The following is a 12,867-nucleotide window of genomic DNA, read 5'->3' on the forward strand; positions in this document are numbered from 1 at the left end:
GGTCAGCCAGGCAATGTTTGCCCCGGCGAAGCAGTCTTTTCTCCCCGGAAAACGGAACGCAGCGCCCACAGCACAAACATCAGCTCGGCGGCTACGCCCAGGGATTGGGCCAAAGCGCCCACGCGGCTGTTCAGGCCGGGAGCGGCCGTCAGGCAAATCACCAGAGTCAGCAGGGTAACCGACACATTGGCGGTTTGCGACCAGATCATCACCTTGGTCTGCCCCTTAAGCATCAGGAGACCGTTGGCGAAGTCCAGCCAGGTGAAGGCCACCGTCATAATGACAAATAAGCGGAGCGCCCGGAGGCTCTCCTCCAGGAGCAGCTCCTTGGCTCCCAGGGGATGGGTCATGACCCAGGCGCCTGCCGGAGTGAAGCTAAGCAGCGCCAGCAGCAGTCCGGGTATAAAAGCAAGGAGCAGGGTGAACCTCTTCACCTGCTGCGGATCGGTGCGGTAGAAATTGAGCACAATCTGATGCAGATACGAAAACATGCTCAGCACCAATTGGCAGACGCTCCCCGCCAGCGCAAAAGCGGCAATGGAGCGGGCCGCATCGGGAGTTTTGCCCAGGGCGATATTGATGGCAGGACCGACGATCACCGCAATAAGGGAAGAGTACAAAAGCGGCCGGTAGAAGGAAAAAATCTGCCCGGGACGCTCGTAGGGATGGTTCTCTGCCTTTTCGGGAAGGGACCGCCGGTACAGGCGCAGCCCTTCGGCAAAGGCCACCCCCGCCTCAATGATCATGCCCGACAGGAAAATGACCGCTCCCACCTGGCTGCTGTCCACGCCTCTGGCAATGTAATACTGGGACAGGGTGTACATGCCCAATAGCCGGATCACCATGCCGATGGTCAGCCAAAAGGTCCGTTTGTTGAAAATGATGATGCCGTGGAACAGACAGCGGATGCCGGAGAAGATGCTGACGAACATCAGCACCCGGTACACATGCATAATCGGCTTAACTTCCTCCCCCTTGGCGCCGAACAGGGTGCCGAAGATAAGGTCGCCTAGCGCGGTGTAGGAGACCAGGACGCCGAAAGTGAAGATGGCCGCCAATAAATAGAAAGCCACCCGCGCCACGGCCCGGAAGGAGATCCGGTCACGCACGAGGGCGGAGCAGGTTTGCCGCAGCAGAATAGCGGGTTTCTCGGTAATCCCCAGGAGACTCATGGCTACGGCGTAGCTGGCGATGATCTCCTCCGGGCGTTCGGCTCTGGTCAGGGTCCCGTTGATGATCACATGGGAGATGGTGACGAGACTGGCCGAAAGGCTCAAGGGAACGAAAAAAGCGAACATTTGGGACAGTCTGATGCCTGATTTTTCAGGCGGGACGGTTCCGGTTTCGGGTGGATTCATGATGCGTGCTCCTGTCTGGCGTGATGGTCGAATTGGATTATTGCTTAGTATAACACGATTGACTGTGCTTAGGAGATAAAATAAAATATAATGCAAGCAATGATACAGGCGCAGGCTGCTTGAGAAAAAATTCACTTGAGCCACACAAAGTTCGGGATTTGTCCTTTGGGATTGCCCGGCTTTACGGTATAATCGAAATTGGCATTGGAAATGGAGGAAGGGATAATGAGGGGACCGGCGTTCACCGTATTGGTGGAACGTTTGCGCGACCACGATCCGGGATTGTTTCCGACAGGTATTTGGAACGAGGAGCTGGATCGGGAGATTATGGATCTGGTGACATCCAGTCTCGCAGAGGACCGTTCCCAATTTGACCTCGGTTACGGAATGGCTATTAAGGCCGGACTTCACCTGTGGAATGAAAGCTTGCACCGTTCCCATGTGCTCAGCCAGGATATTCTGAATTCCACAGGATGCTACTGGCACGGGCTGATGCACCGTATGGAGGGCGATTACGACAATTCGAAATATTGGTTTGAAAAGGCCGGCCGGCATCCCATTTTTAGCCGCCTCCAGTTTATTAAGGAGGATATCGTCTATGACGGCGACTGGGAGTATGCTGCCAGCCATGAGCTGCGGGTAGGGCTGCATCAGCTGTATGTCCAGCGTTCCTGGGATCCGATTCTGTTTGTGGATTTGGTTCAGGGCACTGTTACCACCGGCTACGAAACCAAACTTGAGAAAATTCTTACGGCACTGCAGAAGCAGGAGATCATTACGCTGCTGGAGTATTCCTACCGCAATGCCTGTGGGGGACAGACTATTGAGCCATTTAACCGATAACACATTTGTTTATCCGGAGGGGCCCTTCGCCATGATGCGGCGGGTGTACCGCTTTGTGCTGCCGGAGGTCAAAGGACAGCTTGGCCAGTGGCGGGAGCAGGCGGAGCGTATGCCGGACCCGGAGCTGCGGAAGCAGGCGCTGGCCAGCATGCGGGACAAGGAGTTCCATTGCATCGGCGGCTCCATCTATGCGGCGGCGAATGTGAATGCGCGGCATGTGCTGATTCCGCTGGTTGTGGCGCTTCAAACCATCAGCGATTATCTCGACAACCTGTGTGACCGCAGCACCTCCCTGGACCCCCAGGATTTCCGGATGCTCCACCAAGCCATGCTGGATGCCGTCGACCCTGCCTCGCCCATACATGATTACTATGCTTTCCGCCAGGAAAAGGAAGACGGCGGCTACCTGGAGAAGCTGGTCCGCACCTGCCAAAGCTGCATCCTGATGCTGCCCTCCTATTCTCTGGTGGAAGTGCAGGTAAGGGAGCTGGTTTCTTACTATTGCGATCTCCAGGTGTACAAGCATATCCGCAAGGACCTGAGGGAAGGGGAGCTGCTCCGCTGGTGGGAGCTGCACCGGGAACGGTATCCGGGAATCCGCTGGAATGAGTTTGCCGCAGCCACCGGGTCCACCCTGGGGATGTTTATGCTGTTTCTTGCCGCATCCGATCCCAGTCTGGAGCAGGGGGAGGTGGCGTCCATCCGGGAGGCGTATTTCCCGTATGTATGCGGCTTGCATATTCTGCTGGATTATCTCATCGACCAGGAGGAGGACCGGCAGGGCGGCGACTTGAATTTCTGCAATTATTACAGCCAGGGAGAAGCGCTGGAGCGAATTTCCATGGTGGTAGACTCTGCCCGGACGAAGGTAGACAAATTGGCGGCAACCAAATTTCACCGGCTGGTGATTGAGGGCCTCATTGCCCTGTATTTGTCCGACCCGAAGGTCAAGACCCAGGCGGACGTGGTCAAAATCAAGCGCCGGCTTATGCGGAACAGCCCGATGACACGGCTTTTTTTCTGGGTAAACAGCGTTTGGATTAGGTTCTCTTCATTGAATTAATCTAAGGAGGCTAATAACAATGAGTGCAGTCAAATCAATTGCAGTGCTTACCAGCGGAGGCGACTCCCAAGGAATGAACGCGGCGGTCCGCGCAGTGGTGCGCAGCGCCATCTATTACGGGTTGGATGTTTATGCCGTGCAACGGGGCTTTTATGGACTTATTCACGATGATGTGCGCAAGATGGATCTGCGCAGTGTGGGCGACATTATCCAACGGGGCGGCACCATCCTCCAGACGGCCCGCTGCAAGGAAATGATGACGCTGGAAGGCCAGAAGCTGGCCGCGGACAATCTGCGCAAGCGGGGCATCGACGGGCTGGTGGTCATTGGCGGCGACGGCTCCTACCAAGGCGCCGACAAGCTGGCTCAGCTGGGCATCAAAACCATGGGTTTGCCCGGCACCATCGACAATGATATTTCCTTCACCGACTATACCATCGGCTTCGATACCGCCGTCGGCATTGTAGTGGACGCCATCAACAAGCTGCGGGATACCATGTCCTCCCACGAGCGGGCCTCCATCGTTGAAGTAATGGGCCGCCACTGCGGCGACATCGCCCTTCATGCAGGGCTGGCCAGCGGCGCGGAAAGTATTCTGGTTCCGGAAATCCCCTTCAATGTGGAAGAGGTCGCCGACCGGATGAAGGAGAACTTCGTCAACGGCAAGCGACACTCCATTGTGGTTGTGGCAGAGGGCGTAGGCAGCGGCGAGGATATTGCCAAGTCCATTACCTCCCGGGTGAACATCGATGCCCGTCTGACTGTGCTGGGCCATATTCAGCGGGGCGGCACGCCGACCCACAAGGACCGCATTCTTGCCAGCCAACTGGGCGACTTCGCCGTGCGCCGGCTGATCGAAGGCGATTCCGGCAAGGGCTGCGGCGTCATTAACGGCCAACTGGTGGCTACCGACCTCCACAAGGTAATCACCACCAAGAAGCCCTTCAACATGGAGATGTACGAGCTGGCTTCCCGCCTCTCCCAATAATCGGATATATATCGGCTATCCCTGGTTAACCGGCGCAGACGCTCCGGATGACCGGGGTTTTTGTTTGCCTCGAAGCCTCAATATCCCCGGCTCAAATCCACCTCATTATGAAGGGGGCCATCGGGGTTCTCCGCCAAACGCCGCAGATTCTCCCGGACAATGTGGGCGGCGCGTTCATTGTAGCGGGGGCTGGCTCCCGCCACATGGGGCGTTATGAGCACGTTGGGCAGCTCCCATAAGGGCGATTCCGCAGGAAGCGGCTCTTCCTCGAACACATCCAACGCCGCTCCGGCGATGGTGCCGTTCTGGAGGGCGGCGATCAGCTCCGGCTCCGAAACCACGGTGCCCCGGGCCAGATTGACCAGGCAGGCGGAGGGCTTCATGGCCTGAAGCTGCTCTTTGCCGATCAATCCCTGGGTGTCGGGGGTGGAGGGCACAATGACCACGACATAATCGCTTTCCCCGAGCAAGCTTAATAACCCGTCCTCACCGTGGAAAATCCCGTCAAAATGCGGCTCGGTCCGCCCGCTGGTATTGTAGCCCAACGTGCGCATGCCGAAGGCTTGGGCCTTGGCGGCGATGGCCTGGCCAATGCTGCCTGTGCCCAGAATCCCCGCCGTTTGCCCATGGAGCTCTCCCGATGGCACCCGTCGGCCCCATCTTTTATCCAGCTGATTGGAAAAATGCAGGTCCGCCCGTCTGGCCCATTGCAGCATCTGCAGCATGGCGAACTCGCTCATTTGAATCTGATGGACGCCCTTGGCATTGGTCAGGCGGATGCCTCTTCTGCGCAAGTCGGCGAGGGGCAGCTTGTCTGCGCCTGCGGACAGAATTTGCACCCAGCGGAGCTGGGGCAGCTCCTCCAGCATGGCGGAATCGGGCATTCCGCCGCCGGCGGCAATAAACCCCGCGGCATCCGGGGCGCGGGACGCAACATCCTCGCGGCTTTGGCAATGAACCAGCTTGATGCCATGGGGCAGGGCCACTTCCAGCTGCGACAGAAGGGACTCGGCATTCTTTGGCGCATAAACGATGATTTTCATATCGAATTCCCCCTTTTCTTTTCATCATAACGCGATTTCTGGTAAGATTAAACTCAAGTTTATCCGGCTAAAGTGTTCCGGGCGTGCAAGCGGCTGTCTAATTCTTTACCCCGAAAGGTGGAATATATACGATGTTTATGTATAAGCTGGAGATCAAATTAAGCGAAACCAACGCCTGCCTGATTGTTCTGGCGGATTCCGACGAGGCGGCCTTCGGTTACGTGGAGGGCCATCTGGTCCGGCATTACATCAAGAAGCCGGAGGTTCTGGAGACGGTAATTGTGGAGAAAAAGCGGGTAGAAAAGGGAAGCGGGTACGTGGTGGAGACGGGGGAATTCTAGTTGGCAGGAATTCCTAGCGATGCTTCCCCTGTCATTCCTCCAAGAATCCGCGGAAACCTTCCAAGTTGTTGTACCTGCTGTTTCTAGCTCTCCGATAGCTATTGGCGCTAGACTAATCTCATGAACCAATCTTTATAGACTGCCAATCTACAGAAAAAACTGCTGAGATATCTCGGCAGTTTTTTCGCTGTTTCTCTCACTGAATATAGATCATGATGGTATTGGATAAATCCGGCTCAATAACTTGAGAACCCCCGTTATTTTCAGTGGCAAAAGCGGTACTATACTCAATTGTTGCAGAGTTCGTTAATGAAATTTGATACTGACCAGGTGAAACCGGGTTTCCTTCATTATCTTTTTGATCCCAAAACAGTACGGGAGATCTGATCCCCCATACCATATTGCTATGGGTTCCCGGAATCCACTCTCCAGAAGAGTTTTGATTTGGAGAATGAATCGTTCCAGTCCATACAAGCTCGGGGGAGCTACCTTCTTCTATTTTTTCAACCTTGATTTTCATCGCAACTTCAGAAATAAGGAGCGTATCTTCCTTTGTATTATATAGCTCCGCAAAGATTCCTACAGCATTGGATTGGGATGTGGTGCTTTTACTAACCGTGCCTATCTTTAGGGAAAGGGGGGCAGTCGGTAGGTTTCCTTGGGACATCCATATAGATTTCCATGATGCTGCAGAGGTATAGATGTCAACGAGCGGTAAAGAACCCGGCTCTGAATTTGGGGGACTATATGAAACAGTCGATCCCAGATTTTCAGCAAAAGAACGCAAGGGAATGTAAATGCTGCCTTCATAATTCAGTATGTTACTATTCCCCTTCAAAGTATTAGTTTCATTGTCTTGATGAATTTGAATGGTACTTGGAAACAAAATTGCTTTGACTTCTGAGCTCGCTGCAATTACGCCGGTAGTAAAAGATAATATCATGCCTGAAATTACGCCGATTGCGAATTTTTTCATAGCTATTCCTTCCCTCCAAAATGATCTATTCAAAAGTGGTATTCTTGCCCAAATAATGGTGACTACTTAGCTGAGTGATCCGAATAACGAAAACACTTTTCCTTTAACGTGCCGCTAATCCTTGGATATGCGGTCTGAAGAGGGAAATAGTCATTCATGCTGCGTTTCCCGCCGCACCTTTAGACCGATGAAATGTCGGAAAGGCCCTCAAACCGGCTTTGCCGGTTTCGAGGCTTCCATAACACTATCCGGCCAGCGGCAAGGACCAGTGTTATTTCAGGGTAGTGGAAAAACACTTCCGCTATTCCAGTGGTCTCGGGAGGGTTGCGGCCATGGATCTGTATTGGAGGTTTAGCCTCTTCCGCTAGGGAACTCAGCGGCTCTAACGATGGCAAAAGCGGTAACTTGGAGGTTTTACGGAACTCAGCGGCTCTAACGATGGCAAAAGCGGCGAAAATGGGGCGAAATAAGGCTGCAGCGGGAGATAAGGGCTTCTCAGTTCCGCAAAAACGCTAATTTGCTCCAAAAGCCGGTTTAAGAGTCGCTGAGTTCCCTAAGCCCGTCCCCTCGAGAGCATCGCGGCCAACCAACACGGGCCCGACCACACAAAGGAACAGATAAGGGAAGGGCTTTGTCCGCTATTTTAAGCGGAAGCAAGCAAAATGAGCGATAGCAGAAGGATATTGTCCGCTATCGCCTCCTTCCCCCCCTATAAAACCCCCGCATACTGGAAGATAGCGGAAAGAAAGCTTCCGCTATCTATGCGAACATGGCGGCGCAACCCAAATAGCGGACAATCTCTGTCCGCTATTCTGAACACGGAGCCTCGCCTCAGCCAGGTGGTTAGCGCAGGTGGGAAATGTATTGCTTACGCCGCGGCGCTCAAGACAGTTGTGAGGGTGTTATGGGCAATAGCTGAGTAGTTACAAAATAATGACGCTAAAAGTTACCCCTAATACGCCACTCCCGCGGTATACGTGTTAACTGCATTCCACAGCAGGAACTCCTCCACGCCGTTGTCCTTCAGGGCACGGATCTGCTCCTCCACCTCGTGCTTGCCGTACTTGACATAGCCGGGCGCCCAGGAGGCGGTGAAATCCTGAATCCAAGGGCGCACAATCGGCTTGAGCGTCTCCAGCGGCTCCAGCTTCTTATTGGTGTCCACAGAAGCGCCGTTAATCGTGGCGTAAGGGGCGGCGTCAGGCACCTTCTGGCCGAACCAGCCTGTGCTGTAGTGGCTGGGATAGATCATCGGGCTTAGCACATCGGTGTTCTGGGCGATTTTCACGAAATCCTGGCCGATGCCCTCAGCCGCGGGAACCGACGCCGCGTAGCCGAAGATGTCCACAGAGGTCCGCACGCCCAACGGGGCCAGCTGCTCCCGGGCATACTTGACGAAGGAAGTGACGGCATCCACCCGGGAACGCTCATCCTTGGTGTATTGCAGCTTATCCGCCCGGGTTTCGAAGCCTTCCGGGAAGCGTACATAATCAAACTGGATTTCCTTGAACCCGGCCTTTACCGCTTCCTTGGCCACGGCAATGTTGTAATCCCACACTTCCTTGCTGTAGGGATTGACGAAGCTGTCCGGGGTGGCTTTGCCATTGTTCCACAAGGTGCCGTCGGGATTCAGGAAGGACAGCTCCGGCTTTTTCTTGGCCAGCACCGTATCCTTGAACACCACAATCCGGGCGATGGGGTACACCTTGTGCTCGTTCAGCTTATTCATCAGCGCCGGCATATCGGTTATGATTTTCTTGGTGGTCTCCATGGCTTCCAGCTCGGGGTTGCCCGTTTTGTAAGTGATGTACCCGAAATCATCCTTCAGATCAATGACCAGCGCGTTCAGCTCAGTTTCGTCCAGCAGCTTCAGCAAGGTCTCCAGCCGCGCTCCTCCGGCGCTGTGGGCCGTGGCGTAAACGCCCTTCACCACGGGGGCTTCGCCTGCTTGGGGATCTGTTTTGCCGGCGGGAACCAGCGGGTCGACGGTTTTGGTGCCGTCGGGCTGCACGACGATGGCGGCCGGGGGGAGCTCCGCAATCTGGGCGATCTGGTCCAGCGTCAGCTCCGGATTTCCATCTGTCACATTCCCCCACAGCATCAGCATGGCGGCAATCAGCAATTCCATTTTAAATCTCTCCCTGTCTCTTTTCTGTGCACTCTGTTTATTATAAGCCAAGAGGGAAAAAGGCGTACAGGGCAAAAGGACGGAATTTGTGGAAATCTGCCGATTAATGGGACAAATAAAAAACGCCTATTGGAGATAGGCGTTTTTTTGATGCTGGGATATGCTGAACTGAATAATTTCAATGGCGTCCTCTTCCAAAAGCGCGTCGAATCCGTTCATCAGCACGATGTCGGAATCCAGCTCACCCGGTTTGAGAAAGGAATGAAGCTCGGGCGTTAATTTCATTACGATCCTGGATAATTTGACGGTCTCCACGTGAATCATCCTCCCTTATCGTTGTGATTGCGACAGGAATAGAAGCTGCACGATCATTCTCGTAACACCAGAACAGATATGAAATTATACAACCCATTATACCACACCGGGCAAGATTGTACATCCGTTTCCATAAAAATGCAGGGACGCGTGTGCATATGGGGAAAGGCTTGATTAATCCTTGCTCCGCCGGAATTGGCCCAGAACGCCAACCGTTTCCACAATATTGACGAATGCCTGGGGGTCCGTTTCCCGGATCAGCTTGCGCAGCTCCCCCAGCTCATAACGGGTGGTAACGGTCATCAGCATATCGCTTTCGTGATGGGAATAAGCGCCTTCCACCTTAAGCAGCGTCACGCCGCGGGGATGCCGGAGCATCTTTTCCAGAAGGGCATCCTTGTTTTTGGTGATGATGAACAGGGTAACCTTCACGTGGCGGATATGGATGGTGTCCACTATTTTGCCGGAAATATAAATACACAGCATGGAACGCAGGGCGGAGGTCCATTCCCCTTGCACATAGGCCAGAGCGATAATGACAAAGCCGTTCAAGGCAAACAGCAGCATGCCCAGCGGAAAATCGCTCTTCATGGTAATGATGGAGCCGATGATGTCGAAGCCTCCTGTAGACCCGCCGATCCGCAGGCAAATCCCCGTGCCCGCCGCCACCACAACCCCGCCGAAAATAGCGGCGATAATCGGGTCCTGGGTCACCGAATGCTCCGGAACCAGCTGCATAAACCAGAAGGTGCACACCACGCTGATGACGCTTAGGGTAATGAACCGTTTCCCCAACACCATCATGCCCCAAAGAATAACCGGCAGATTAAACAGCAGGTACAACAGGCTGATGTTCCATGAGGTCACGTAACCGATAATCATGGCAATGCCCGAAATTCCGCCGCTTAAGAGCCCGTGGGGAATCAGAAACAAATTGAAGCCGGCCGCCACCAAAGCGGCTCCGGCCACGGAAACCAGCACATCCGAAATATTTTTGATCCAAAAACTTCTTGTCAAGTGCGAATGCCCCCTCAAATCTCCATCTTGCTACTGCCAGTATAGTGGATGAAGGAGGGATTCGCAAAATTACCGGCTGCTCATGAATTTCACCTGTGCGGCGGAGGTTTGTTCCCCGCGCATGGCCACAAACTTGCTGTCCTGCCATTGCAGGAAAAAGTATTCGTCGGGCCTGCTGATGCCGTAATACCGCCAGAACATCAGGTCATCGCCGCTGCGGAAGTCCGTATTGCCTTCAACCCGGGTCAGATCGGTGCGCTGGTGGTCCAGCTGAAACTCGGAATCACCGTCAATATCCAGGCGGTTGGGCACATCATGGGGATCGCTCAGCGAACCCTCCAGGAAATCGCACAGAAAACATTCGTAGCTTCGTCCCTTTTCCACCAGCAGGCAGGAAATGTTGCGCCCGTTCTGGAGATAATAAGCGAAGCGGTGGGGGGCAAATCCGCGGTCAAAATAGATAACCTTGCCGGTGATCACGTACTGCTCCAGGTCGACATTGACAATATCCCCAACCTGGGAATCCTCGTAGGGGTTGCGGCTTGGCGCGGCGGGAAGCTCTTTGTTGCTGCGCATGATAGAACCGATCCGTTTGAATATGGACATGGAAGGTCGCGCTCCTCATTCATGAATTCATTTCATTCCGATGCTCCCTTATACGCGGCAAAGCGGGCGCCGGTTTCGGAAATGAAAATAATCTGCGATGGCTTTCATAAAAGTGGCGAAGTGGAACGGACATATGCTACAATATTAGAGATATTCTTAAGTTCGGCTGTATTTTCCTTGGTTTCCAGGATATGCCGTTACCATGGCATAACATCGACAACAGTCCATATAGATCTGTCTGGATGGGGGAATACTTCCCGTGTATCCGCGGCATAGATTGCGTGCGCTGCTTTGGAGGGCTGGTGCCCCGCCTCCCCCGAAGAAGCATGATCGAAACCATTGCTTCATTATTATACTTAGTCGCGCTTAAGGGTAAATCATCAGGACGTGAGCTTTGAACGAACGAAAAGCGTTGAAGCAGCACGCGAAAAAGGAGATCGAACGTATTGAAAACATTTAACGAATTTGGCTTGGAGCCAAAGGTACTGCGCGCCGTTACGGAGATGGGCTTCGAGGAAGCCACTCCGATTCAGGAAAAGGCCATTCCTCTGGCTATGGAAGACCGCGACCTGATCGGCCAGGCGCAAACCGGTACCGGTAAAACCGCCGCATTCGGCCTGCCGCTGATCCACAAGATCGATGTCAGCGAAGACCGCATTGTTGCCCTTATTATGTGTCCCACCCGCGAGCTGGCTATCCAGGTGGCCGAAGAAATCAGCAAGCTTGGCCGGTTCAAGGGCATCCGCTCCTTGCCGATCTACGGCGGCCAGGATATCGTGAAGCAAATCCGCGCATTGAAGAAGCGCCCGCAGATTATCATCGGAACACCCGGACGGCTGTTGGACCATATCAACCGCAAGACCATCAAGCTGGATGATGTGCAAACCGTCATTCTGGACGAAGCCGATGAAATGCTGGATATGGGCTTTATGGAGGATATCCAAAGCATCCTGTCCCTGGTTCCGGAAACCCGCCATACCATGCTGTTCTCCGCAACCATGCCGCCCAACATCCAGAAGCTGGCGCAGCAGTTCCTGAAGAACCCCGAGCATGTATCCGTGATTCCGAAGCAAGTCAGCGCTCCTCTGATCCAACAAAGCTATATCGAGGTTCAGGAAAAGGCCAAGTTCGACGCCCTGTGCCGTCTGGTGGACATGGAAGCCCCCGAGCTTGCCATTATCTTCGGACGCACCAAGCGCCGGGTGGATGAGCTCTCCGAGGCTCTCCAGAAGCGCGGCTATACTGCGGAAGGGCTGCACGGCGACCTTTCCCAGAACCAGCGGGATAACGTCATGCGCAAGTTCCGCGACGGTAGCATCGACATTCTGGTTGCTACCGATGTGGCTGCCCGCGGACTGGATGTATCCGGCGTAACCCACGTGATCAACTTTGACCTGCCGCAGGACCCGGAAAGCTATGTGCACCGGATTGGCCGGACCGGCCGCGCAGGCAAGGAAGGCACTTCCTATACCTTCGTAACGCCCCGCGAAATCGATCATCTTCACTTAATTGAGCGGGTTACCCGCCATCGCATCACCAAGCGCCAACTGCCCACCATTGCCGAGGCGTTGGAAGGCAAACAACGGATTTTGGCCCAGCAGGTGCTGGAGGTTGTGGAAAACGGCGAAAGCCATGAATTCAAGGCAGTGGCTATCCAACTGCTGGAGCAATATGATTCCGTAGCGCTTCTGAGCGCTGCATTGAAGCTGATGGCCGGCGAGCGCAAGGAAGTGCCCATCGAGCTGACTCCGGAGGACCCGATCCGCGTGAAGCGCCGTCCCGGCGGGGATATTCGTTCCCAAGGCCGCCGTCCCGGCACCGGCAGCGGTTATTACAACGGCGGAAACCGCAGCAGCGGCGGAAGACAAGGCGACCGTCCCGGCGGCTACCGCTCCTCCCAAGGCAAGAGCGGATATGAAGGCCGTTCTTACGGCGGCAACAGAAGCGGTGAGGGCTATAAGGGCAACAGAAGCGGCGAAGGCTACAAAGGCAACCGCAACGACCGTCCGCAAGGTTCCTCAGGCTCCAACCGCGAGGAAGATTTCGCCAATCGTTAAGCAATGACAAGAGCATGCACCGACTCCCGGAGGGGATGAGGTGCATGCTTTCTTTTTACTTCCAACTTTTGCTGAAATAAAGCTCGAATCATGGTAGAATGTGTAGTAAAAACATAGAAGGTTGTCGAATAT

General features: G+C 54.4%; 12 protein-coding genes. 5 read left to right on the top strand and 7 right to left on the bottom strand.

Features of this window, described 5'->3' with window-relative positions:
• Nucleotides 1-2: 2 nt before the first annotated feature.
• Nucleotides 3-1,358 carry a multi antimicrobial extrusion protein MatE gene (locus DQG13_RS15110; RefSeq protein WP_113020613.1) on the bottom strand — a complete coding sequence of 452 codons (1,356 nt, stop codon included), beginning with the start codon at nucleotides 1,356-1,358 and terminating at the stop codon, nucleotides 3-5.
• A 225-nt stretch (nucleotides 1,359-1,583) separates the two neighbouring features.
• Between DQG13_RS15110 and DQG13_RS15115 the strand changes: the two genes are divergently transcribed.
• The 3 genes from DQG13_RS15115 to pfkA are packed head-to-tail and all read left to right on the top strand — an operon-like array spanning nucleotide 1,584 to nucleotide 4,252.
• On the top strand, nucleotides 1,584-2,201 hold the full coding sequence (locus DQG13_RS15115) for a hypothetical protein (protein WP_113020614.1): 618 nt from the start codon (nucleotides 1,584-1,586) through the stop codon (nucleotides 2,199-2,201).
• Complete coding sequence (locus DQG13_RS15120; RefSeq protein WP_397333975.1) at nucleotides 2,182-3,264, top strand: tetraprenyl-beta-curcumene synthase family protein; 1,083 nt, start codon at nucleotides 2,182-2,184, stop codon at nucleotides 3,262-3,264. The genes DQG13_RS15115 and DQG13_RS15120 overlap by 20 nt, the downstream gene beginning before the upstream one ends.
• A gap of 19 nt (nucleotides 3,265-3,283) precedes the next feature.
• Nucleotides 3,284-4,252: a 6-phosphofructokinase gene (gene pfkA, locus DQG13_RS15125; protein ID WP_113020615.1), complete on the top strand. Its 969-nt coding sequence runs from the start codon at nucleotides 3,284-3,286 to the stop codon at nucleotides 4,250-4,252.
• Nucleotides 4,253-4,329: 77 nt separating this feature from the next.
• Here pfkA and DQG13_RS15130 read toward each other — a convergent pair whose 3' ends face one another.
• Nucleotides 4,330-5,295: a D-2-hydroxyacid dehydrogenase gene (locus DQG13_RS15130; RefSeq protein ID WP_113020616.1), complete on the bottom strand. Its 966-nt coding sequence runs from the start codon at nucleotides 5,293-5,295 to the stop codon at nucleotides 4,330-4,332.
• Between the two features lie 131 nt (nucleotides 5,296-5,426).
• On the opposite strand from DQG13_RS15130, the gene DQG13_RS15135 reads away from it, so the two are divergent.
• Nucleotides 5,427-5,636: a DUF3906 family protein gene (locus DQG13_RS15135; protein WP_113020617.1), complete on the top strand. Its 210-nt coding sequence runs from the start codon at nucleotides 5,427-5,429 to the stop codon at nucleotides 5,634-5,636.
• A gap of 196 nt (nucleotides 5,637-5,832) precedes the next feature.
• On the opposite strand, the gene DQG13_RS15140 is transcribed toward DQG13_RS15135, so the two are convergent.
• From DQG13_RS15140 to DQG13_RS15160, 5 genes are all read right to left on the bottom strand, one after another.
• A complete protein-coding gene (locus DQG13_RS15140) occupies nucleotides 5,833-6,612 on the bottom strand; it encodes a hypothetical protein (RefSeq protein ID WP_113020618.1) in 780 nt (259 codons plus the stop codon).
• Nucleotides 6,613-7,564: 952 nt separating this feature from the next.
• Nucleotides 7,565-8,740, bottom strand: a complete 1,176-nt coding sequence (locus DQG13_RS15145; protein WP_113020619.1) for a putative glycoside hydrolase — start codon at nucleotides 8,738-8,740, stop codon at nucleotides 7,565-7,567.
• Nucleotides 8,741-8,866: 126 nt separating this feature from the next.
• Nucleotides 8,867-9,061, bottom strand: a complete 195-nt coding sequence (locus tag DQG13_RS15150) for a hypothetical protein (protein ID WP_113020688.1) — start codon at nucleotides 9,059-9,061, stop codon at nucleotides 8,867-8,869.
• A gap of 168 nt (nucleotides 9,062-9,229) precedes the next feature.
• Entirely contained in the window at nucleotides 9,230-10,072 is an 843-nt protein-coding gene (locus DQG13_RS15155) for a YitT family protein (RefSeq protein ID WP_258525686.1), read from the bottom strand.
• Between the two features lie 69 nt (nucleotides 10,073-10,141).
• Nucleotides 10,142-10,678: a DUF4178 domain-containing protein gene (locus DQG13_RS15160; RefSeq protein ID WP_113020620.1), complete on the bottom strand. Its 537-nt coding sequence runs from the start codon at nucleotides 10,676-10,678 to the stop codon at nucleotides 10,142-10,144.
• 446 nt (nucleotides 10,679-11,124) lie between these two features.
• Between DQG13_RS15160 and cshA the strand changes: the two genes are divergently transcribed.
• The gene (gene cshA / locus DQG13_RS15165) at nucleotides 11,125-12,735 is read left to right on the top strand and encodes a degradosome RNA helicase CshA (protein ID WP_113020621.1); all 1,611 of its coding nucleotides are present in this window, start codon (nucleotides 11,125-11,127) and stop codon (nucleotides 12,733-12,735) included.
• The last annotated feature ends 132 nt before the right edge of the window (nucleotides 12,736-12,867 follow it).

This window comes from Paenibacillus sp. YN15 (assembly GCF_003285005.1).
GTDB lineage: Bacteria > Bacillota > Bacilli > Paenibacillales > NBRC-103111 > Paenibacillus_AR.